Raw genomic sequence first — 21,256 nt, 5'->3', positions numbered from 1 at the left:
GGGGGTGGGGGGCGGCCCACCCTCGGCCCACCCGCAGCGCCCGACGCCCCCACCACAACCCGCTCCCCCCCCCCGTGCCCCGGGTCCGGCACCCCGGCCCTCGGCCGACGCGCGCCGGAGCGGAGAAGGCCCGGCGCGCCGCGGCTCAGCGCACCCGCCCGCCGACGGCGAAGCCCAGCAGCAGGGTGAACCCGTCCAGCGCCACGAACCGTTCCCACGCGGCCATCGCCCGAGCGTACGCGGCCACCCCCAGGACACCCCGCTCGACCAGCGGCAGCAACCGCTCCGGCGACAACTGCGGCGCGAGCGCGGCGACCCCGCCGACCTCGTCGCTGGTGTAGGCGAACGGCCGTACGCCGACCTCCGTCAGGCCCGCCGCGCGCAGGATCCGCGGCAGCCGGCGGGCCACCAACCGATCCCCGCCGTCCGCCGCCTGGGCCGAACCCAGCGCACGGTAGGCATCGGCGGAGAACACCGACAGATCCGGCTCGGCGCAGCCCCACAGGCCGGCGTCCACGTCGACGACGGCCAGCCGGCCGCCCGGCCGCAGCAGGCCCGCCAGCGAGCGCGCGACGCCGACCGGATCGGCCAGATGCTGAAAGACGTACCGAGCCAGCACCAGGTCGAACCCCGCGGCCGGCAGCGGCGGTCGGGCCAGATCGCCCGCCACGTAGCGAATCCCCTCGACGGGTCGGGTCGCCCGGGCCACCGCCAACAGGCGCTCGTCCGCGTCCAACCCCACCACCCGGGTGCCGGGGTCGGCCAGTCGCGTCCGCAACCGCCGGGTCACCGCCCCGGTACCGCATCCGGCGTCCAGCACCGCCCCGCCCTCGGCCGGCGCCCAATCGGCGAGCACCCGCCACTCGTGCGCCCAACTCAGCTCCGCCTGGGTCTCCAGCCGGCGCACCTCGCCCGGCAACCCGCCCCATTCGGCCTGCGGCCGGTAGCTGCCGCCGGGGTGGATCGCGCCGCTCACCGGGTGCCGCCGTCCGCGAGCAGGTGCGGTGTCATCAGCAACCCGTCCCGAGGCCGCAGCGTCACCAGCGCCTCCGGCACCACCGGATGGCCGACGACACCGCGCAGTTCCAGCCGTTGCAGGATGGTACCCAGCACCAGCACCGCCTCCGTGGTCGCGAACGACTGGCCGATGCACACCCGGGGGCCACCGCCGAACGGCACGTAGGCGTGCGCGGGTCGGGCCTGCCGGGCACTCGCGGCGAACCGCTCGGGCCGGAACTCCTCCGGTGCCTCCCACACCCGCGGGTGCCGGTGCAGCGTCCATGGACTGATGCACACGAGCGTGCCCTCGGGCACCGTCAACCCGTCGAGCACGTCCTCCGCGCCGGCCCGCCGGGAGATCAACCACACCGGCGGATACAACCGGATCGCCTCCTCCAGGCAGCGCCGGGTCAGCTCCAGGCGGGGCAGATCCTCGGCCCGCGGCGGCCGGCCGCCCAACACCCGGGCCAGTTCGGCCCGGACCGCCGCCGCGTGTTCGGGATGCCGATCCAGCAGATGCACCGTCCAACTCAGCGCCTTGGCGGTGGTCTCGTGCCCGGCCATCACCATGGTCAGCACCTGATCGTGCAACTCCCGATCGCTGAACGTGTCCCCGTGCTCGTCCCGGGCCGCGAGCATCGCGTCCAGCAGATCGGCCAGGCGATCCGGCGGCGGCCCGGTGTAGCGCCGCGCGGCCACGAGCATGCCCACCACCCGCTCCAGGAAGGTCTGCGCGGCCAGATACGACCCGCGCAGCCGGCGAAACGCGGCGTCGGCCACGACCGGCGCGGTCGGCTCGCCGTCGAAGTGGCCGATGAAGCGGTTGATGTCGTCGACGGCGCGACCGAACCCGGGCCCGGCCGCGGCCAGATCCGCGCCCAGCAGCGCGTCCGCGACGATCCGCAGGGTGAGCGCGGTGAAGTCGTGGTCGACCCGGACGGACCGACCCTCCCGCGCGGCCCGGCTCCACGCGTCGGCCAGATCCGCCGCGGCGTCGGTCATCAGCGTGTCGAACGCCGCCACCTGGCGGCTGCGGAACGCGGGCGCGCACAACCGGCGTTGCCGCTCCCAGACCGGCCCGTCACTGGTCAGCAGCCCGGTGCCGAGCAGCGGAGTGAGCATGAAGTCGTCGGGGGTGCCCGCCTTGGTCCACGCGGTGTAGTTGTCCTTGAGGATGTGCCGGACCAGATCCGGCCGATTGACGAACCACACCACCTCGCCCCGGGTGCGATGACTGCACAGATCTCCGTACTCGGTGGCGAGTTCGGTGAGGAAGGCCAACGGATCGTCGCGGATGCCGGCCAGGTCGAGTTCGTCGGCGGGACCGGGCGGACGCCGGCGTACGGGGGATTCGGACATGGCGGACCTCCAGGGCGGGGTGAACCGGCGTGGGCGGGAACTCGCGTGCGGGTCAGGCCATCTGACGTTGCACCAAGCGGTGGAACAGGCCGTCCTCGTCGGCCAGCAACTGATCCGGCGGCCCCTGCTGGACCACTCGCCCGGCGTCGAGCACGACGATGCGATCGGCCTGCATCACCGTGGACAACCGGTGCGCGATGATGATCCGGGTGGCGTTGAGCCGGCGGGTGCTCTGGGTGACCACCTCCTGCGTGCGGTTGTCCAGCGCACTGGTCGCCTCGTCGAAGAACAGGATGCGCGGGCGCCCGATCAACGCCCGGGCGATCATCAGGCGCTGCCGCTGCCCGGCGGACAGGGTCACCGCGCCGTCGTTGAGGACGGTGTGCATGCCCATCGGCATGCGCCCCAGATCCTCGTCCAGACCGGCCATCTCGGCGGCCTCCCACGCCTCGTCGAGGGTGTAGTTGCGCAGCCCGCAGATGTTGTGCAGCACGCTGCCCGCGAACAGTTGGCCGTTTTGCAACACCACGCCGAACTGTCGTCGCACGGCCGCCACATCCAACGACGCCAGGTCCTGGCCGTCGTAGAGCACCGATCCGGCGGTCGGCTCCTCGAAGCCGATCAACAGGCGCAGCAGGGTCGACTTGCCGCAGCCGGTCGGCCCCACGACGGCCACGAACTCGCCCGGCCGGGCCCGCAGGTTCACCTCCTCCAGCACCGGCGGCCCGTCCCGGTGATAGCCGAAGGTCAACCGGCTGACCTCGATGCCGCCGTACAGATCGCCCGGCGGCTGCTTGGACTCCAACACCTCGGGCAGCGCCCGCAACACCGGCTGCACGCCCTCGTACAACGGCACCGCCGCGGCCACCATGGTCACGCTCGCGGTCATCTGGAGCATCGAGCCGAGCATCACGGTGAAGGCGACGTTGAAGGACAGGAAGTCGCCGACGTCCAACTGCCCGGCCGCCGGCCCCGCGGCCATCGCGAACAGCACCAGGGTGCAGACCAGCAGGTAACCCGAGTTGAACACGGTGACCAGGTTCTGCAACCGGCGGGTGCGCACGGTCAACATCCGACCCCGGGCGAAACCCATCGCCCAGAACGCGAACGCCCGGTCCTCGGCCGCCGCCACCCGCAACTTGGGCAGCCCGGACAACAGTTGGAACATGCGGCCGGACAACCGGTGGTCCTCGTCGACCAGTTCGCGCTGCCAGTGCATCTGCCGCAACCCGGCGATCGCGCACACCGCGCCGCCGAGCAGCGCGAGCCCGGTGGACAGCAGCGCCAGCGGCACGCTGTAGAAGAACAGCAGCCCCAGATCGACCACGAAGACCAGGAACGCGGGCACGAACAACGCGGTGACCCCGCTGAGGATCTCGCGCAACCCGCTGATGCCCATCGCGGCGCTGCTCAGCGACCCGGAGGAGACCGACCCGAAGAACCCGGTGGGCAGGCGCAACAGCCGATCCCACACGGCCGCCTGCGCGGACGCCTCGAACCGGCCCTCGACCCGGAGCAGGGACAGGTTCTGCACCGCCGACAGGGCGGCGGCCAACAGCGCGGACACGATCAGCACCACGCACATCCGGCTGACCAGGGCCCGATCGCCCTGCGGCACGAACACGCCGAGCACCTTGCCGGTCAGCACCGGCACCAGCAGGCCGAGCAACGCCGCCGCCGATCCGCAGCCGAGCAGCACCAGCAGATCGCGCAGGCTGCCCCGGACGCCGAAGCGCAACAACGCGCGCGGGCCCCCGGGCTGCTCCGGCAACGCCGGATAGAACATCGTCGCGCGCCGCTCCAGGGTGCCGGCCAGCGCCCGGGTCACCGGCTTCCAGTCGGTGCCGGCCGGGTCGAGCACGTGATAGCGCCGCCGCCGCCACACCAACGCGACCGGGCGGCGCGGGTCCGTATCCGGGTCCACCGCGCGCACATGGCCGACCAGCGGCCCCGAGTCGGTGCGCCACCAGCGGTCCACCAACTGCACGTCGCGCACCCGGAAGCCGGAGGACACCGCGATCCGCTCCAGCGGGTCCAGCCGGGCGTCGGCGGCCTCCGAGGTGCCCGAGCGGGTGACCTGCACCCCGCCCGCCTGCCCGACCACCCGGGCCACCGCGAGGTAGTCGTCCTGGTCCGCCACGTCCAGGCCGGGTCGGCGGACCGGCCGATAGGGGTCGAGCACCGCGCCCAGCGCGCGCGAGGAGCGGCGCAGCGCCTCGGCGTCGACCAGCCGCCGGGCGTCCAGCTCGCGACCCGCGTTGCCGCGTCGGCCGCGCAGCCGCTCGTCCACGCGCTGCATCAGGGTGTGCTGGTGGCGGGCCAGGTCGGTGGCGAACACGGCCTCCGCGAGCACGTCGCGGGTGCGTACCACGTGCACGAACGCGCCGTCGGCGGAGTACAGCCAGTCGGCCGCGCCGATCGCCAGCCGGCCGCCGAACCCGACCGCGGGCACCGCCTCGGCATCCGGGCCGGCCGCCGCGCCGGGTCGGGCCGCCGTGCCCGGCCCGCGCTCGCCGGACTCGGCGGTGTCCTCGTTCGGCCCGCCGATGCACACCGAGCCGGAGAGCACCCGCACCCACAGCGTGCCCTCGACCGAGCGGGCCGAGCCGCCGGCGGGCAACTCCGCGCCGTCCCCGGCCTCCAGGGCGGTGAAGGTACGCGGCGGCAGGCCCAGGCGCACCGCGTCCGCCAGCGCGCCCAGGCCGCGATCCAGACCGAGCGCGAAGCACCCGGCGAACGCGTCGTCCCCGGCGGCGGCGGTGAGCGCGTCGGCCAGCGCGGCGGTGCGCACCACGCCGCCGGGCAGCGGCTTGCCCAGCATCGCGGTTCCGCCCGGGGGCACCCCGCACAACACCGTGCCGGCACCCACCCGGCACAGGAACTGCCAGCGGCCGCCCTCCTCCTCGGTGGTGGCGAACACGTCCACCATGCCGGCGGTGACGAACCACACCTCGTGCGCGCCGACGAGCGCGAAGGCACCGGCCGGCTCGGGCCCCAGGCGGTCGCCGAGCACGCGCAGGTCCAACGGCGTCTCGTCGGGCGGCTCGGCGGGGTCGAAGCCCTGCGGGGGCTCGGTCATCGTGCTTCCTCCATCGGGCGGTGCGCGGGTGGCGGACAAGGCGTGTCGCTCTCCGAAGCCGGACGTCTGGCCGGCACGGCGTCGGGTCGGCCCGGTGTCGGCACGGCGTCTGGCCGCCCCGGTGTCGGACCGGTGAATGCCGTCCGCCCCGGGCGTGGGCGAGTCGGTGGGTCGGAACCGGCTACTGGTCGCGGATCAGTTCGGCGTACGGCCCGGCGACGGCGGCGAGCGTGTGGTGGTCGCCGCGCTGCGCGACCCGGCCCTGTTCGAGTACGACGATCTCGTCGCTGTCGCGCACCGTGGACAGGCGATGCGCGATGATCACGCACGCACAGCCGCGTCGGCGCAGGTTGTCGTCGATGGTCGCCTCGGTCTGCGCGTCCAGCGCGCTGGTGGCCTCGTCCAGGACCAGCACGCTGGGATTGCGGACCAGCGCGCGGGCGATCTCCAGGCGTTGACGCTGCCCGCCGGAGAAGTTGCGGCCGCCCTCGGACACCGCGCTGTGGATGGTGCCGGCGCGCGCCGCGACCACGTCGTACACGGCGGCGTCGCGCAGCGCGGCCACCACCGCTTCGTCCGGGATCGAGTCGTCCCACAGCGTCACGTTGTCGCGCACGGTGCCCTCGAACAGGAAGATGTCCTGGTCCACGAACGCGACCGCGGTGCCCATCACGTCGCGCGGATAGTCCCGGCGGGGCCGGCCGTCGAAGAGCAACTCCCCGCTCCACGGCTCGTACAGGCCGGCGATCAACCGGCTCACCGTGGACTTGCCGCTGCCCGAACCGCCGACCAGGGCGACCCGCTCGCCGGGGCCCACCCGCAGCGAGAAGTCGTCCAGGAGCGGTTTGCCCAACGGGCTGTAGCCGAAGGTGACGTGGGCGAGTTCGATCCGGCCGGCGAGCACCGGGGTGTGCTCGTGACCGTTGCCGAACCGGGCCCGGCGAGCCGTTTCGTCCTCCAGGAACTCGGGCGCCGGCGGAAACTTCTCGATGTCCTTGAGCCGATTCACGTCGGCGGTGACGTCCTGCAGACGCGGCCCGAGATTGGCCAGTTGGGCCACCGGTCGGCTGAACGAGGTGACCAGCGTCTGGAAGGCGACCAGCAGGCCGATCGACATGTGCCCGTCGATCGCCCGCAGTCCGCCGATCCACAACAGCAGACCGCTGTCGACCGCGGCCAGCATCGGGGGGACCACGGCCAGCATCGCGGTGGGCGCGCCCAGACGTTGTTGCCCGGACACCACCCGGGCCTGGAACCCGGCCCAGCGCTTGAAGTAGTCGCCCTCGGCGCCGGTGGCCTTGAGCGTCTCGATCAGTTGCAGGCCGTTGTACGAGGCGGCGACCAGCCCGGAGCGATCCGCGCGCAGCCGGGCCACGGTGTCGGTGCGCATCCGGGAGACCAGCTTGAGCACCACGATGTTGAGCATCGCCACGCCCACCCCGATCACGGCGAGCTGGACGTCGTAGGTCAACAGCAGGCCGGCGTAGACCAGTACCAGGAGGGTGCCGACCGCGGTGGTGGCCACGTCGCGGGACAGGATCTGGGCGATCGTGGCGTTGGAGGAGACCCGTTTGCCGATCTCGGCGGGGCTGCGCTGGGTGAAGAACACCACGGGCAGCCGCAGCAGATGCCGCACCACCCGTACCGAACTGCGGATCGAGGACGCGGACTCCACCCGCAACAGATGGGTCTGCTGCAGCATGGTCAGCCCGATCGTGACCGCCGCCGCCAACCCCATCGAGGTGAGCAGCGCGGGCAGGAACGAGTGGTCGCCGCCGGTGAGCACCCGATCGATGAACACCCGGGTGAACGCGGGCGTGGCCAGCCCGGGCAGGATCAGCAACAGACTGGCCAGCAACGCCAACAGCAGCGCGCCGCCGCTGCTGCGATAGCGCGCCCGCAGATCGGTGAGCAGCCGCGGCGAATGCCCACCGCGGCGGAAGTCCGGGCCGGGCTCGAAGGTGAGCACGATGCCGGTGAACGCGGCGTCGAACTCCTCGGGAGTGACCACCCGTCGGCCCTGCGCCGGGTCGTTGAGGCGGATCACCGGACGGCCCAGCCGGCGGGCCGGGCCCTCGTAGACCACGAAGTGGTTGAACCGCCAGAACAGGATGGCCGGCGGCCGGCCGCGCAGCAGCGCCGCGGTCTCCATCTGCATGCCGCGCGCGATCAGTCCGTACGCGCGCGCGGCGCGCAGCAGGTTCGCCGCCTTGGCGCCGTCCCGGGAGACGCCGCACGCGTGCCGCAACTCCTCCAGCGGCACATGGCGGCCGAAGTGGGCGAGCACCATGGCCAACGCGGCGGCACCACACTCGACGGCCTCCAACTGGATGACCGTGGGCGTGCGGACCGACGTCGGACGGTCGCCGGACTCGCGGCGTCCGCGCTCGGCCGGGGCGGGCGGCTCGGCGGGTGCCCCGGCCGGCGGGGACGAGGTGGTGGTCATCCAGGAAGCAGCCAATCGAGCGGGCGTTCGCCCGGCAGGCGGGCGAAGCCGGTGATGGGGGTCTGCGAGTCGATCCGGAACGGCGGACCGGACTTGTTGGTCCACCGATAGCCGCTCAGCGTGCGCGGATCGGTCTCCAGGTCGACGGTGATCCGGACCGCGCCCCCGGCGGACAACAACCGGGCCGCGGCCTGTTGGTCGCCGCCGAGGAAGTCGGCCACCTGCTGGGCGGTATAGGGAAACTGGTCGATCGCGGTGATGCGGCCGCGCAGCAGCCCGAACGCCTGGGACGGCGCGGACTGCACGGACACGTCCACGTGGGTGCCCGGCCGCAACATCCCGGCGCTGCGCGGCGAGACGAACAGTGTGGCCAGCAGCCGGTCGTCGTTGGCGTCGGTGCGCTCGACGGTCATGAACGTGGTGCCCACCGCGATGTACTGGCCGCTGGAGACCAGGACGCCGATCACCCGGCCGGCGAACGGCGCCCGGACGATCTGGGTCGCGCCCTGCTGGTCGACCACGGACAACACCGGGGTGCCCTTGGGCACCAACGTCGCCGAGTCCACGAACAGGTTGGACACCAGGCCGGTCTGCGGGCTCTGCACCCGCGATACGCCCAGCGGGTGGGTCAGGATGCCGGGCACCCGCACCTTGCGCGGCAGCGTGCCGGTCGCCGACCACACGGTGGCGCAGCCGACCAGCAGCGCCAGCGCCAGCAGCAGGGCCCACGCTCGGGGGCGGGCCAGCCGGATCGGTGCGTCCAGTTCCTCGGGGGCCTTCAGCGCCTCCAGCGCCTCACGACGAAAGTGCATCGCGGCCTCCCGCCGGGCCGGCCCGCTCGGGGTGTTCCGGTTCGCCGCGGGCCGGCTCGGGGCCGATCGTGCCGAGCAGGAACTCGCCGACGCTGCCCTCGTGTTCCCAACGATTGCCGGTGGCCAGAGCGAACATGTCGGAGTCGCCACCGCCGAGTCCGCACGCGGCCAGCCCCATCGCGGCGGCGACCAGGTACATGGTCTGGTAGAGCACGCCCACGTGCTTGAGCACGAGCGCGTAGCCCATCGTCTGGTACTTCCACATCACCCGGCCGAAGCGCGCGCTCACCACCAGCACCACCTGCGGCGGCGTGGCCATCAACGACGTCGCGCGGGCCACCTCGGACAACCGGTGCACCGCCGGGCCGGGCTCGGCGACGCGCTCCAGGCGATGCCCCTGCGGGTCGTAGTGGTAGAGCCCGGGCGCGACGCCCTCGACGTTGTTGATCAGCGGGTACAGCTCCAACTCGTGGCAGCGTCCGCCCGAGGGGTAGGGCCGGTCGCCGATCTCCTGCCGCTCCTCGTGCAGGATCGCCCGATTGCGGGCCGAGCGGTACAGGAACTCGCCGAGCCGCTCCAGGGTCAGCGGCGCCGCGTCGTCGTGCGCGCGGATCGAGCGGCGGCCCTCCAACACCTCGGTGAGGGTGGGGTCGGTGCCGCGCAGCGCGTCCAGGTCCGGGCGCGGCAGCTCGATCGCGGGCCCGGCGAACGGCGGACGCACCGCGGGCAGCGGCTCGGTCGACCCGGCCCGCCAGTAGGTGCCGCCATACGGCAGGTCGTGCCGCCCCGCCCGGGTGCGGCCGTGGAACCACAACTCGTGCGGCGACCACTGGGCCCGGTCCGGGTCGGCGTCCTCGGCCTCGGGATCCACCAACAGGCCGTGCCGGGCCAGCAGGTCCAGCGCCCGCTCGATGCCCGGCGTCGCCCCGTCGAGCCGGTGCGGCAGGCCGGCCAGCAGCGCGGCCAGCGCCGGATCCGGCAGTTCGGCGGCGACCGGGGCCAACGGCGACTCCAGCACCGCGTGTTCGCCGTCGCGCCGCAGCACCGCGAAACGGGACAGCCGCAGCCGCTTTCGTTCGACCGCGGCGCCGCGCGCGGCCGGGGGCGAGGACGGCGCGAGCGGCCGCAACGTCAGCAGCGGCCGGCCGGCCACCTCCAGGTGGATGCTCAGCCACCCGCCCGTGCGCAACCGGCGCAGCAGCACGGGCAGTTTGAGCAACGCCGCCTCGCCGTCGCACCCGAGCACCGCCCGGTGCAGGTCGTCCTCGTCGCACGGGTGTGCGGCGAGCAGCGCCAGGGCCGCCGCGACGCCCGGCGCGAGCACGCCCAGCCCCAGCCCGCGCGGGCCGAGGAACAACAACGTCGCGCCGTCCGCCGCGGTGCGCACCCGCACACCGGGGTGCAGGGCGATGCGTTCCACCGGCGTGGACTCGGCGGGTGCGGCGACCGCCGCCGCGGGCGGGATACCGAGGCTGGTCATGGAACCTCCGGGACGGATCGGGCCGGAACGGGGGCGCGCCGAGGCGAGCGGGCGCGGCCGGTCCGGCGGCGCGAGGCCGGACCGGAGCGGGCCCGGGGCGCGGGACGAGGCCGCGCCCGCGGGCCACCCGGTGCACTCAGAAGAAGACGCTGTACGGATTGAGCTCGGCCTCGGGCGTGGGCGCGTCGAGCCAGCCCAGCCGCACCGGTGTGTCGTACATCCGGCCCGGACCCAGTCGGCGCCAGAAGTGCCGCAACCCCGGCACCATCACCTTGGCCACGTGCAACTCCAGGTCGGGCAACGACTGGTCGAGCACGATCACCTCCAGGTCGACCGCACGCAGCCGGTCCACCGTGTCGCGGATGTCGCGCGCGATGTCGCCGCTGTGCAGCGTGCCGTAGCCGGCCAGGGTGGTGGCCGGCAGGTGCGGCGCGGGCAACGCCCACGGCTCCCGCTCGGCGGTGGCGGTGTGCAGCCAGGCCAGCGTGTGCGGGTCGTCCTCCCAGTACCTGGTGGTGCCGTCCGGATTGCGGTTGATCACCGCGGGGAGGAACTGGTTGACCTCGGTGAGCGCGCGCAACACCGCGATCCGCACGTCCAGGTGCGCGCCGAAGCCCAGCAGGATGTCCTCCACCGGGTGATCGACGCGCCGCGAGACCGCGGCGAAGGTGGGCACCCCCAGGTCGGTGGTGATGTCGACGACCTCCAGGGTGCGCTGCATCCCGGCGTAGAACTCGCGCAGCGTGTCCACGTACGGCTCGCGCAGCGAGTCCAGGTCGAAGCCCGGGCGCAGCGCCCGGTTGTACCACCACAGGCCGACCGCGTCCCGCTCGCAACTCTCGAACAGGCCCTGCATGATCGCCTCTTCGAGGGTGTTGCCGGACGCGTTGCCGTTGCCGTCGCTGAAGCAGAAGAAGTGCTCGTGCAGGTCCGGGTGGCCGAACCAGGAGTACCCGGCCGGTACCAGCCGGGGCCGGTCCTCGGTCAGCGACCACGCGCGCGACCAGTGCAGGCGCCGGGCCTCGTCGAAACGCTCGGGCACCAGATGCAGCCGGCCGGCCGATTCCCGGTTCCACGTCTCGCGCGTCTCGTACTGGGTGTCCGAGTACAGCAGCAGGTCGTAGGGGTGCACCGCCAGGTCCGGGCCCAGTTCGGCGAACGAGCCCGGTTCGGTGGACCGGTCGTCGCGCCAGACACCCGAGTAGCGCTCGATCGCCTCGCACACCCCGCTGACGCGCGCCTGTACGTCGCTGCGCCCCTTGCCGCCGCTTTGTCCGCGCAGGTTGCGCCGCAACATCGCGATGTTGCGCCCGGGCACCGCGAAGTTGTGGCTCGCCGCGTAGCTGAAGGTGACGCCGTTGTCGACGTTGTTGAGCAGGCGCAGCGAGCTGACCGCACCCAGCAACCGGCCGATGTGCTTCTCCAGGCGGTTGAAGGTGTCGTCCGGGCGCATCGTGCGGTGCCCGCCCTCGTCGTCGAACACCACCGGCTGGTCGGCGAGTTCGATCCTGGGATCGCGGTCGAGCAGCAGCGCGGGGTCGCCGCAGCCCGGGCACTGGGGCTGCCGGATCAGCCGATGCTGCTCCAGCCGGCGGCCGGCCACGTGCAGCGAGACCAGGACGCCCTCGTACTCGGAGCGGCCGCCGGCCAGCAGTTCGGCGGCGGTCGCCGCGACCAGGTGTGCGGACAGCCCCACCGACCACGCGGTGGCGGCCAGCGACGTGCGGATCGGGTCGTCGGCGACGGTGCCGTCGTCGCGGCGCCGCAGGAAGGTTTCCACCTGCTGGTTGCCGGCCAGCCGATGGGCCAGGCAGTGCCAACAGCCGGTCCGCCCGGGCACCAGGTAGGGGCCGGTCCACACCTCGGCCCCGGTCGGTTTGACGAGCAGCCACGGCAACCCCGCGGCGCGCAACCTGGCGTCCATCGCGTTCAGCCGGGGGTCGAGGTAGTCGTCGGTGAGCACCACCGTCAGGTCCGGCCCGTGCCGCCCCTCGGCCACGTCGGCGCCCACCTCGGCCGGGGTCACCGGGGTCACCGTCGCGCCGATCTCGCGCAGCGCGGCGACCACGGCGGCGGCGTCCACCGCACCCAACGCGGCCACCTCGATCCGCGCCGCGCCGAGCCGGCGCAGCGCCGTCGCGGTGTCCAGTCCCAGGCCCTCCCAGGCCGCGGCGACGGCCCGGTCCTCGCCCACCGCGCCGTCCACCAGGTGGCCGAAGCGCTGGAACTTGGAGACGGCGAAGACCACTTCACCCATCGTGAAGCGCTCGGCCAGCTTCTCGGCGATCTCCGCGATGGTGTGCGTCCCGTCCAGGTACGGCAGCACGGCGGTGACCGCCTTGCCCTGGACCAGGTAGTGGCCGTCCTCGCAGACGAGGAAGACCCGGTCGGAACCGAAGGCGCGAGCGACGAGATGTGCCTTGAGACGAGGCAGGTCCACGAATTCTCTCCCGGCGTAGTCGAAATCGAACAAGCGGCTGTCGACGGCTGCTGCCGGTAATTCTTAGCCGCCGCCAAGGCGCCCGGACAAGGTCGTTTCGGCGATTCCCCGCTGTTTCTGCGGTGGTTGCGCACTCGGGTATGGGGGTGCACCGCGGATGTCTATCGGAGGGTGTTTCCTAACGTTGGGGGGTGCCTCGACTAGCCTGCCGGACGGTCGCGTTGACCTGCGGGAGGCAGGGGTCCGGGGGTGGGGGAGGGGGGTCCTAAGCAGGGGATCCGGCAATTAGGAATTCGGGCATTGACGCGCCGCAGCGGTCTCAGCATGCTTCCGGTATCGCAGCCGACGTCGATCCGAAACCGGCGTGCACAGGGCGCCGAACAGGTGGGACACCGTTATTCCGGACCGATGCGAATCGGCGCGGAATTTGCTGCGCGACCCGAAGTCGGATTCCAGTGAGGGAGATTCGGATGGACCCCAGGGACAGGGCCGCGTTCGTCAGGTCCTACACGAAGGTGTTGACCGCGGCCTGGTCGGACGACGAGTACGCGGCCCGACTCGAGAACGACCCGCGCAGCGCGCTGGCCGAGCACGGCCTGGAACTGCCCGCCGGCGCCACGGTGCGCATCGTGCGCAACCTCGGCGGCGAGCCGGACCTGGAGGCCCAGGTCGAGCTGTGGGAGAGCGGCGCCGAGACCGGCTCGTACGAGCTGCGGGTGCCCAACTCGCCGCAGATCGAGCTGCGCGAGCTCTCCGAGGCCGACCTCGAGTCGGTCGCCGGCGGTGGCCTGGAAACGCCGGACAATCCGGACGGCACCGTGTACTGCTGCTGCTGTTCCCCGTGCTGCTGCTGCACCTGAGCCGGCAGTCGGCCCCACCGGCGTCGCGGAGAGGAGGGCTCGCGTGGAGCCCAGGGAAAGAGCCGCGTTCGTCGGCTTCTACGCCAAGGTGCTGACCTCGGCGTGGTCGGACGACGACTACGCGGCACGATTGGAAGCGGACCCGCGAGCCGCCCTCGCGGAGATGGGCTTCGAACTGCCCGCCGGCGCCACGATCGACATCATTCGTGAGGCCGGCGGCGAGCCCGACCTGGAGGCCCAGGTGCGCGCCTGGACCGAGGGCGCGAAGACCGGTCGGTACGAACTGTGGGTGCTGGACTCGCCGTTGCTGGAGACGCGCGAACTGTCCGAGGCCGACCTGGACTCGGTCGCCGGCGGCGACGCGTACAGCTGTTCGTGCTCGCCGTGCTGCACCAGCACCTGACCGAACGTGGGTGCGCACACCTGATTCACCCGCACACCCGGTTCCGCCGCCTCGGGAGTCGTCCTCCCGCGGCGTCGGAACCGCCCCGTTCCACCGACCCGAGGCGGAGACACATGCCCGGACCAGCCGCGCCGGATGTGCGCGCACCGCGCCCGTCGTCGGCGCGCGAGACCTCGACGCCCGGCCCCGCCCGCCGGGCGACTTCGGGCGTCCGCCGCCGTTCGGCCGTGCTCGCCGCCGTCCTGCTGTTCGCCGGTGCCGCACTGGCCGGCTGCGGCGAGACGCCCGCCGACCCCAAGCCGGCCAAGCCACAGGGCGCCCCGCCCCCGGTGAGCGTCGAACAGGCGGGCCGACTGCTCCAGGAATACGCCGCGGCGAACACCCGGATCAACGCGAGCCTGGATCCGGCCGCGGTGGACACGATCGAGCTGCCGCCCGCCGCCACCGGCAGCAAGGCCGGAATCCAGGTGGCCAAGTCCCAGGCGATCGTGGTCCCCACGACCGGCTACGTGCACCCCAGATTCGTCTTCCCCCGAGTGACCGGCTACCCGAAGTTCTTCGTCGCCATCACCCAACTGCTCCAGTCCGACACGGTCTCCCCGTCGCCCAAGTACCTGCTGTTCGTCCAGGACCGGGAGAGCGCGCCGTGGAAGGTGGCCTACTACCCGTTCGTCACCGACCGCTCGGAGATCCCCGAACTGGAACAGGACGCCGCCGGCGGCGCCCCCGCGGTCACCGACACCGCCGCGCTGCTCGCCGACCCGGCCACGCTCGGTCGTGCCTACCAGGACTACGCGCAGGGCAAACGCGACCCCAAGGTGCCACTGTCGCCGACCAGGACGCTGACCGGGCAGGTCACCGGCGGCTGGACCGCCGGCGTGCAGGCGCTGCGCGCCAAGGGATGCCTGATCGAGCGCGGCATCCCCGCCGACGGGCCCCGCTACCCGACGTTCCTGCTGCGCACCCGCGACGGCGGTGTGCTCGCCTTCACCGCCGTCCAGGTACGGGACACGATGACCACGGCCGGCGGCAAGGACGGCGTGCCGCTGGACGCGGGCAGCCGGGAGGCCGCGCTCGCGGGCAGCCCGGAGGGAGCCAAGGCGCCGCAGTTCGTGATCGATCGACTGGTGGTCTCGCTCAGCCACATCCCGCCCGCCGCCGCGCCCGGCACCGGCGTACAGCTCATCGCCTACGGCGACTACGCGCTCTCGGTCACCTGACCCGCACCGCACCGCACCATGCCCGCCGCCCCCTCGCGTCAGGAGACCCCGAATGTCGTCGTCGCCCGTCGCATCGGCTCGCCGTCGGCAGGTTCATCTGGTCGAGCTGACCGTGATGCCCGGCGTGCGCTACAGCGCCGTGCTCGGGCAGCTCCAGGCGGCGGCCCAGGCCGACCCCGAAGTGGCCGCCGCGGTGACCTTCCACAAGCACGTGCACCTCCAGGGCGGCTCCCGAGCGGGGGTGCTCGCGGTGCCGGAGGGCCTCGACGATCCGCTCGTGGTCGCCTTCACGGTCTACTTCTGGAACCGGGTACGCACGCTGGAGTTGGCCCGGCAAGTCAAGGAGCGCTGGCCGCGCTGCCGGATCGTGGTCGGCGGCAACGACGTCACCCACCAGCAGCGCGAGCTGTTCGCCCAGGCGCCCTGGGTGGACGTACTCGTGCACGGTGAGGGCGAGTTGCGCTTCCGGGACCTGTTGCGGGCCTTCCTCGCGCACCCCGACGCCCCGCTCACGGACCCGGAACCGGCCGCCGCGTTGGCCCGGATCCCCGGGATCAGCCGACCCGGACCGAACGGGCGCCCGATCGACACCGCCGACGCGCCCCGGGTCACCGACCTGGACGCGCTCCCCTCCGCCCTGCTCGACCCGCGGGTGTGGTCGGACCGGGACCTGGCCGCGTCCCGGATGATCGTCTACGAGACCAACCGGGGCTGCCCCTACTCGTGCGCGTTCTGCTACTGGGGCGGCGCGACCAACTCCAAGGTCCGCCGGTATTCGCTGGATCGCATCCGCGCCGAACTCGACCGGATCGTCGCCAACGTCGGCCAGGGCACCCAACTGTTCATCGCCGACGCCAACTTCGGCATCCTGCCCCGCGACACCGAGATCGCCCGGCATCTGGTCGAGCTGTGTGCGCGACACGGCAAACGGCTGCTGGTGATGACCAACTGGGCCAAGAACACCAACGGGCGCGTCGTGGAGATCGCCTCGATCCTGCACGGGGCCGGGCTGACCGGCGCGATCACGCTGTCCGCGCAGTCGTTCGACGCCGAGGTGCTGCAACTGGCCAACCGGACCAACATCCGCGTCGACAACTACCGGCGCATGCAACGGCAGTTCCGCGATCGGGGCATCCCCACCTACACCGACCTGATCTGGGGCCTGCCCGGCGAGTCGCTGGCCACCCACCTGGACGGGGTCGAGGAGGCGGTCGCCGCCGGTGGATCTCCGGTGGTCTACCCGTTGTTGCTGCTCAACAACACCGACTACACCCACGCGCGCTTCCGCGACGAGCACGCGCTGACCACCCGCCGACTGCCGTGCGACCCCGGCAACACCGACCTGATCGCGGACGTGGTCACCGGGCATGCCCGGATGGACTTCGAGGACTGGCTGCGCGGCATGGAACTGCGCATCCCGCTCACGCTGTTCCACAAGTGCCTGCTGCGCTGCACCCTGCGCGTGCTGGCCCACACCACCGGCACCCGCACGGTCGACCTGGTCGCCGCGCTCGGCGAACACCTGCGCGCGGGCGACCCCGACCCGATCGCCGCCTATTGGTTCGCCGACTACACCCGCTCGTGGCGCACGCCCGAGACCTTCCCGCGCGAGGCGCTGTACGCCGAACTGGGCACCGAGACGATCCACGAGGAGATGCACTACCAGGCGATCCTGCATCGCATGGTGCGCGACCCCGAGCGCGCCCGGCAACACGCCCACGCGGCCGTGGACTTCCTCTACGAACACCTGGGCGCCGACCCGGTCGTGGCGGCCCGGCTGCCCGAGCGCGCCGACCTGGACCGGGTGACCGGCCTGGACCTGGCCGCGGCCGCGGTGTTCCGGGCCGGCATCCACAAGGTCGCCGAGGACCACGAGTTCGCCGTGCCCGGCGCGTTGTGGGCCATCCTGCGCGAACACGGCGACGTGCCGCCGGCCGACGACGAGTCGGCCGGTGCCGACCCCGATCCCGCCGACTCGATCCGGGGCCGGGTCACCGTGCCGCAGGCGCGGGTGCACTACCCGTTCAGCGCCTACGCCCTGTCCGTCTGGCACGGCAGCGGCCGGCCGGTGCACGACTGCACGACCACCGCCCGATCCGCCGACCGGCCGCTTTCGGCCCGCACGCTCCACTGAGGCAGCCATGAACCGCACCGTGCGTGTCACCGCCCCCATGCTCTACGCCACCGCGATCGTCCTGGCCTTCCTCCTGAACACCCGAGCCGGCGTCGTGGTCTGCGTCGTCGGCGGCATGTTGCTCGGCGTGTTGTTCACGGTCTCCGGTCGCCGCCGACCCTCGCACCGGCCGCCGCCGCGCGACCCACCGACGACCGGGTGAACGCCTCGATCCCGCTCAGTACTTCTGCAGGAACTCGACGATCGCCGCGTTGACCTCCTCGGGCCGTTCCAGGTGGCCCAGATGGCCGGCGTTCGCGATCGTGACCAGGTCGCAGTTCGGGATCGCGTCGGCCACCTCGGCGGCCAGATGCACGGGAGCCACCAGGTCGTCGGCGAACGCCACCACTCGACACGGCACGGTGATCCGGCGCAGCTCCTCCCGCCGATCCATGTCCAGGTCCACCCACGCCTGGCCACCCGAGCCGTCCGGGTCGCCGGCCAACTCGAAGACCTCCAGCCAGGTCGCGGCCGAGTCGTCGTCGTTCAGCGTGGTCGGTGACAACATCAGCAGCGCGGTGTTCAACGCGCGATAGGAGGCCGGCACGGGCGCATCGGCCCGGGTCTGGGCCCGGTCCGCGAGGGTCTGCGCGCGCCGCAGGGCGTCGGCCCGGGACCGGGTGGCGACGAGCACCGCGCTGTGCACCGACTCCGGGTGGCGCACCGCGAGTTCCTGGGCGATCAGGGCGCCCAGGGAGAGCCCGACGAGACGGCACGGAGCCAGATCCAACGCGTCGATCAGGCCCTTGGTGTCGGCCACCATCTGGGCGAGCGAATATTTCCCCGGTGGCACGTCCGAGGGCGCGATGCCCCGATTGTCGAAGACGATCGTCTCGAAGCCGGCACGATGCAACGCGGGTGTCTGATGCATGGTCCAGACCCGACCCGCGGCCCCCGAACCCATGATCAGAAGAACACTTTCCCCGCTGCCGGAGCGCTCGTAGGAAAGACGGATGCCATTGGCGTACAGGTAGGGCATGGTCGCTGAGTTCCGTTCGACATCGGGAACGGGATCCCGCTCCCGGGCCGCGCCGGCCCGAGCGTACGTGTCCCGACCGTGGCGGGCGTCGAACCGGCCGGCTCGCCGCGATCGACCATGGTATCCGCGCAACGCCCGCTGCCACGCGGCGATTTGGCACGCCGTCCGGAGCGGCGCGGCGCTGCCCGGTCGCGGCGGCGGCATCCGAAAGGTCGACGGGCGCGCGCCCTTGATGCCGCCCGGACGGGTCGGCCACAGTGGTCCGCAGCACCATCGAGCCGGCAGGCGCGGCCGACCCCGAGCCGTCGCCGATTCCCGAGAGAACGGACGACACGATGACGAATCCCTTCGACGACACCGAGGCGAGGTTCCTGGTGCTGGTCAACGAGGAGGGACAACACTCGCTGTGGCCGGTCTTCGCCGTGCTGCCGGTCGGGTGGACGGTCGCCTTCGGCGAGGCGAGCCGCGGGGAATGCCTCGACTACATCGAACAATCGTGGACGGACATGCGCCCGAAGAGCCTGATCGAGGCCATCGAGGCACGCGCGGCGAACGGCTGAGGCGCGTCCGGTCCCGGGGCCGGACGTTTCCCGCCCGGGGACGCCCGCGCCTCCCCTATCCTCGTCCCGGACCGACGGGGGTGGGGCACGGGTGTCCATGGACGAGGCGAGGCGGCCCGCGGTGCTGCTGGCGGACGACGACGTCGCCATCACCGCACAACTGGGGCCGCTGCTGGAGCGTTCCGGGTTCGACGTACGGATCGTGCACGACGGCGCGGCGGCGCTCGCCGCCGGCAGCGCCGAGCCGATACCGGATCTGATCGTGCTCGACGTGCTCATGCCGTTGCTGGACGGGCGCGAGGTGCTGCGCCGGATCCGGCGCTCGGGAGCCTGGATCCCGGTCATCCTGCTCACCCAGGTCGGCGAGTCGACGGAGCGGGCGATGGCTCTGGAGGAAGGCGCGGACGACTACCTCAACAAGCCTTTCGACCCGTACGAACTCGTGGCCCGGATGCGCGCGTTGTTGCGCCGCTCGGGCCGCGGCCTGCCACCGCTGGCCGGCGCCCGGGTGGTGCGGGCCGGGACGCTTCGGGTGGACCGTACCGCGCGCCGCGCGTGGCTGGGCGATCGCGAGTTGACACTCACCCCGAAGGCCGGCGCGCTGCTCGACTACCTGGTCACCCACCCCGACGAACTGCTCTCCCGGGAGCGGTTGATGGAGGTGCTGTGGGGCTGGGAGTCGGCGAGCACCACCCGGGCGGTGGACAACCGTGTCGCGGAGCTGCGCCGGGTGCTCGGCGACGACTCCGGCGCGCCCCGCTGGATCGAGACGGTCACCGGCGAGGGCTACCGCTTCGTGCCGCGCGTCGAGGCCGCCGAATGAGCCGCCGGCGTCGGATCGGCCTGGCGGCGGCGGTGGTCGCGGCCTTCGTCGCCGCGCTGGTGGCCGCCGCCGTGTTCGGCGACGACCGGCGGGTCTACGTGCGCTTCGCCCCGGTCCTGGGCGTGCTCGTGCTCGGTCTGCTCGCGGCCGGCGCGGTCGTGGTGGTGATCGACGTACGCGAACGCATCACCCGAGCCGCAGAGCGGGCCCGGGCCGAGGCGGCGGCCGAGCACCACCGTTTCCTGCGCCGACTCGACCACGAACTGAAGAACCCGTTGACCGCGATGCGCCTGGGCCTGGCCAACCTGGCCGCCGGCGGCGCCGATTCGGACCCGGACGGCCCGCTGGCCGGCGTGGGGGAACAGGTGGCCCGGCTGGCCCGGATCACCGGCGACCTGCGCAAGCTCGCCGACATCGAATCACGCCCGCTGGAACGCGTCGCGGTGGACGTCGCGGTGCTGCTGGACGCCGCCGGCGAGACCGGTCGGGATCTGCCGGGCGGCGCGGACCGGCGGATCAGCGTCTCGGTACCCCGCGTGCCCTGGCCGCTGCCGACCCTCGCCGGCGACCCGGACCTGCTGGAGCTGGCCCTGGAGAACCTGGTCGGCAACGCGGTCAAGTACAGCGACCCGGGCTGCGCGATCGAACTGCGCGCGTTCGCCGAGGACGGCTATGTGGTGGTCGAGGTCGCGGACACCGGACGCGGCATCCGGGCCGACGAACTCCCCACGGTCTGGGAGGAGTTGGTGCGCGGAAGCGACGCACGTGGGACGCCGGGCAGCGGGCTGGGCCTGGCCCTGGTGCAGGCGGTCGTGCATCGCCACGGCGGTCGTACCGAACTGCGCAGCATGCCCGAGTCGGGCACCGTCGTGCGGTTGCGGCTGCCCACCTCGTGACCGTGTCGGTGATGTCGCAGAGCCGGTAGATGCCTGCCACACCGGCGCGACACGCGGTCCCTAGCGTGGAGGGCACAGGCCGAAGCGGCCTGGCGAAACTGGGGGAGAGACTCGAAATGCGTATCCGTACCGTACTGCCCGCGATCCTGATCACCGCGACCGTCGCGATCGGCACCACCGCCTGCGAGGCCGGCGTCGAGAAGAAGAGCAGTTCCTCGGCGCCTTCGGCCGCCCCGACCGCCCCCGGGAGTGGCACGGACGCATCGGTGCCGGCCGCCGCGAGCGGGCCGCCGTCGACCTCGGCCACCGGCGCGCCCAAGACGGGCAAGGCCACGACGCCGCAGACCACGCCGGCGGCGCCGAACACGCACCGCGACGCGCTGGTCATCTCCGGGACCGGCGCCCAGCCGACCGCCGACTGCACCGGCAAGGACGTGCGGATCGAGGGCAACGAGATCAACGTCACCCTGACCGGCTTCTGCCGCGAGATGACGATCTCGGGTGCCGACCACACCGTCGAGGTGGCGTGGGCCGACAAGATCACCGTGACCGGCTCGAACCACCTGCTGATGTACGGCGTCAAGGCCGACGGCAGCAAGCCCGACATCATCGACAACGGCACCAGCAACAAGATCTTCACCAGGTGAGCCATCCGGACGCCGGGCGCGATCGCGTCGCACACGCGATGCGATCGCGCGCCGCGGCGGACCACGCCCGCGAGCCTCGG

The 21,256-nt window shown here is 72.7% G+C and carries 17 protein-coding genes; 9 read left to right on the top strand and 8 right to left on the bottom strand.

Translation table 11 applies throughout. The annotated features are described in order from the left end of the window. Positions 1-145: 145 nt before the first annotated feature. The 7 genes from ACFXMF_RS37070 to ACFXMF_RS37040 all read right to left on the bottom strand — a co-directional run bounded on the left by ACFXMF_RS37070 (position 146) and on the right by ACFXMF_RS37040 (position 12,615). Positions 146-976 (bottom strand): methyltransferase domain-containing protein, encoded by an 831-nt coding sequence (locus ACFXMF_RS37070; protein ID WP_360315198.1) that lies wholly within the window; start codon positions 974-976, stop codon positions 146-148. Then, positions 973-2,358, bottom strand: a complete 1,386-nt coding sequence (locus ACFXMF_RS37065; protein WP_379990338.1) for a cytochrome P450 — start codon at positions 2,356-2,358, stop codon at positions 973-975. Before ACFXMF_RS37065 ends, ACFXMF_RS37070 begins: the two co-directional genes overlap by 4 nt. Before the next feature lie 52 nt (positions 2,359-2,410). Beyond that, positions 2,411-5,437 carry an NHLP bacteriocin export ABC transporter permease/ATPase subunit gene (locus tag ACFXMF_RS37060; RefSeq protein WP_379990339.1) on the bottom strand — a complete coding sequence of 1,009 codons (3,027 nt, stop codon included), beginning with the start codon at positions 5,435-5,437 and terminating at the stop codon, positions 2,411-2,413. A 181-nt stretch (positions 5,438-5,618) separates the two neighbouring features. Continuing rightward, complete coding sequence (locus ACFXMF_RS37055) at positions 5,619-7,883, bottom strand: NHLP family bacteriocin export ABC transporter peptidase/permease/ATPase subunit (RefSeq protein WP_360315202.1); 2,265 nt, start codon at positions 7,881-7,883, stop codon at positions 5,619-5,621. Beyond that, entirely contained in the window at positions 7,880-8,695 is an 816-nt protein-coding gene (locus ACFXMF_RS37050; RefSeq protein WP_360315204.1) for an HlyD family efflux transporter periplasmic adaptor subunit, read from the bottom strand. The genes ACFXMF_RS37055 and ACFXMF_RS37050 overlap by 4 nt, the downstream gene beginning before the upstream one ends. Next, a complete protein-coding gene (locus ACFXMF_RS37045) occupies positions 8,679-10,175 on the bottom strand; it encodes a SagB family peptide dehydrogenase (RefSeq protein WP_360315206.1) in 1,497 nt (498 codons plus the stop codon). Before ACFXMF_RS37045 ends, ACFXMF_RS37050 begins: the two co-directional genes overlap by 17 nt. Positions 10,176-10,311: 136 nt before the next feature. After that, positions 10,312-12,615 (bottom strand): TOMM precursor leader peptide-binding protein, encoded by a 2,304-nt coding sequence (locus ACFXMF_RS37040; protein WP_379990340.1) that lies wholly within the window; start codon positions 12,613-12,615, stop codon positions 10,312-10,314. A 470-nt stretch (positions 12,616-13,085) separates the two neighbouring features. Between ACFXMF_RS37040 and ACFXMF_RS37035 the strand changes: the two genes are divergently transcribed. From ACFXMF_RS37035 to ACFXMF_RS37015, 5 genes are all read left to right on the top strand, one after another. Next, on the top strand, positions 13,086-13,475 hold the full coding sequence (locus ACFXMF_RS37035; RefSeq protein WP_360315210.1) for a hypothetical protein: 390 nt from the start codon (positions 13,086-13,088) through the stop codon (positions 13,473-13,475). A gap of 43 nt (positions 13,476-13,518) precedes the next feature. Beyond that, positions 13,519-13,878, top strand: coding sequence for a hypothetical protein (locus ACFXMF_RS37030; RefSeq protein WP_020548415.1), 360 nt, complete (start codon positions 13,519-13,521; stop codon positions 13,876-13,878). Positions 13,879-13,991: 113 nt separating this feature from the next. Further along, the gene (locus ACFXMF_RS37025; RefSeq protein WP_360315212.1) at positions 13,992-15,098 is read left to right on the top strand and encodes a hypothetical protein; all 1,107 of its coding nucleotides are present in this window, start codon (positions 13,992-13,994) and stop codon (positions 15,096-15,098) included. Positions 15,099-15,150: 52 nt separating this feature from the next. Beyond that, positions 15,151-17,232 (top strand): radical SAM protein, encoded by a 2,082-nt coding sequence (locus ACFXMF_RS37020; RefSeq protein ID WP_379990341.1) that lies wholly within the window; start codon positions 15,151-15,153, stop codon positions 17,230-17,232. Between the two features lie 7 nt (positions 17,233-17,239). Further along, the gene (locus ACFXMF_RS37015; protein ID WP_360315216.1) at positions 17,240-17,434 is read left to right on the top strand and encodes a hypothetical protein; all 195 of its coding nucleotides are present in this window, start codon (positions 17,240-17,242) and stop codon (positions 17,432-17,434) included. Positions 17,435-17,449: 15 nt separating this feature from the next. Here the strand turns inward: ACFXMF_RS37015 and ACFXMF_RS37010 are convergent, their stop codons facing one another. Further along, the gene (locus tag ACFXMF_RS37010) at positions 17,450-18,250 is read right to left on the bottom strand and encodes an alpha/beta hydrolase (protein ID WP_360315218.1); all 801 of its coding nucleotides are present in this window, start codon (positions 18,248-18,250) and stop codon (positions 17,450-17,452) included. A gap of 335 nt (positions 18,251-18,585) precedes the next feature. On the opposite strand from ACFXMF_RS37010, the gene ACFXMF_RS37005 reads away from it, so the two are divergent. The 4 genes from ACFXMF_RS37005 (at position 18,586) to ACFXMF_RS36990 (ending at position 21,176) form a co-directional block, all read left to right on the top strand. After that, the gene (locus ACFXMF_RS37005) at positions 18,586-18,810 is read left to right on the top strand and encodes an MbtH family protein (protein WP_360315220.1); all 225 of its coding nucleotides are present in this window, start codon (positions 18,586-18,588) and stop codon (positions 18,808-18,810) included. Between the two features lie 97 nt (positions 18,811-18,907). Next, a complete protein-coding gene (locus ACFXMF_RS37000) occupies positions 18,908-19,633 on the top strand; it encodes a response regulator transcription factor (protein WP_360315222.1) in 726 nt (241 codons plus the stop codon). Beyond that, positions 19,630-20,529: a sensor histidine kinase gene (locus ACFXMF_RS36995; RefSeq protein ID WP_379990342.1), complete on the top strand. Its 900-nt coding sequence runs from the start codon at positions 19,630-19,632 to the stop codon at positions 20,527-20,529. The genes ACFXMF_RS37000 and ACFXMF_RS36995 overlap by 4 nt, the downstream gene beginning before the upstream one ends. 116 nt (positions 20,530-20,645) lie before the next feature. After that, positions 20,646-21,176, top strand: coding sequence for a DUF3060 domain-containing protein (locus ACFXMF_RS36990; RefSeq protein WP_379990343.1), 531 nt, complete (start codon positions 20,646-20,648; stop codon positions 21,174-21,176). Positions 21,177-21,256 lie beyond the last annotated feature (80 nt).

It is taken from the genome of Embleya sp. NPDC059213, from assembly GCF_042754445.1.
Classification (GTDB): Bacteria; Actinomycetota; Actinomycetes; order Streptomycetales; family Streptomycetaceae; genus Embleya.
The sequence above is the reverse complement of the archived record's forward strand: the minus strand, read 5'-3'. Positions and strand labels throughout refer to the sequence as shown.

What these genes read in the sequence shown, in the direction of transcription:
- ACFXMF_RS37000 (WP_360315222.1), top strand. Translation starts at nt 18,908, where the DNA reads ATGGACGAGGCGAGGCGGCCCGCGGTGCTGCTGGCGGACGACGACGTC.
- ACFXMF_RS37055 (WP_360315202.1), bottom strand. Translation starts at nt 7,883, where the DNA reads ATGACCACCACCTCGTCCCCGCCGGCCGGGGCACCCGCCGAGCCGCCC.
- ACFXMF_RS37020 (WP_379990341.1), top strand. Translation starts at nt 15,151, where the DNA reads ATGTCGTCGTCGCCCGTCGCATCGGCTCGCCGTCGGCAGGTTCATCTG.
- ACFXMF_RS37065 (WP_379990338.1), bottom strand. Translation starts at nt 2,358, where the DNA reads ATGTCCGAATCCCCCGTACGCCGGCGTCCGCCCGGTCCCGCCGACGAA.
- ACFXMF_RS37005 (WP_360315220.1), top strand. Translation starts at nt 18,586, where the DNA reads ATGACGAATCCCTTCGACGACACCGAGGCGAGGTTCCTGGTGCTGGTC.
- ACFXMF_RS36990 (WP_379990343.1), top strand. Translation starts at nt 20,646, where the DNA reads ATGCGTATCCGTACCGTACTGCCCGCGATCCTGATCACCGCGACCGTC.
- ACFXMF_RS37060 (WP_379990339.1), bottom strand. Translation starts at nt 5,437, where the DNA reads ATGACCGAGCCCCCGCAGGGCTTCGACCCCGCCGAGCCGCCCGACGAG.
- ACFXMF_RS37010 (WP_360315218.1), bottom strand. Translation starts at nt 18,250, where the DNA reads ATGCCCTACCTGTACGCCAATGGCATCCGTCTTTCCTACGAGCGCTCC.
- ACFXMF_RS37045 (WP_360315206.1), bottom strand. Translation starts at nt 10,175, where the DNA reads ATGACCAGCCTCGGTATCCCGCCCGCGGCGGCGGTCGCCGCACCCGCC.
- ACFXMF_RS37015 (WP_360315216.1), top strand. Translation starts at nt 17,240, where the DNA reads ATGAACCGCACCGTGCGTGTCACCGCCCCCATGCTCTACGCCACCGCG.
- ACFXMF_RS37050 (WP_360315204.1), bottom strand. Translation starts at nt 8,695, where the DNA reads ATGCACTTTCGTCGTGAGGCGCTGGAGGCGCTGAAGGCCCCCGAGGAA.
- ACFXMF_RS37035 (WP_360315210.1), top strand. Translation starts at nt 13,086, where the DNA reads ATGGACCCCAGGGACAGGGCCGCGTTCGTCAGGTCCTACACGAAGGTG.
- ACFXMF_RS37025 (WP_360315212.1), top strand. Translation starts at nt 13,992, where the DNA reads ATGCCCGGACCAGCCGCGCCGGATGTGCGCGCACCGCGCCCGTCGTCG.
- ACFXMF_RS36995 (WP_379990342.1), top strand. Translation starts at nt 19,630, where the DNA reads ATGAGCCGCCGGCGTCGGATCGGCCTGGCGGCGGCGGTGGTCGCGGCC.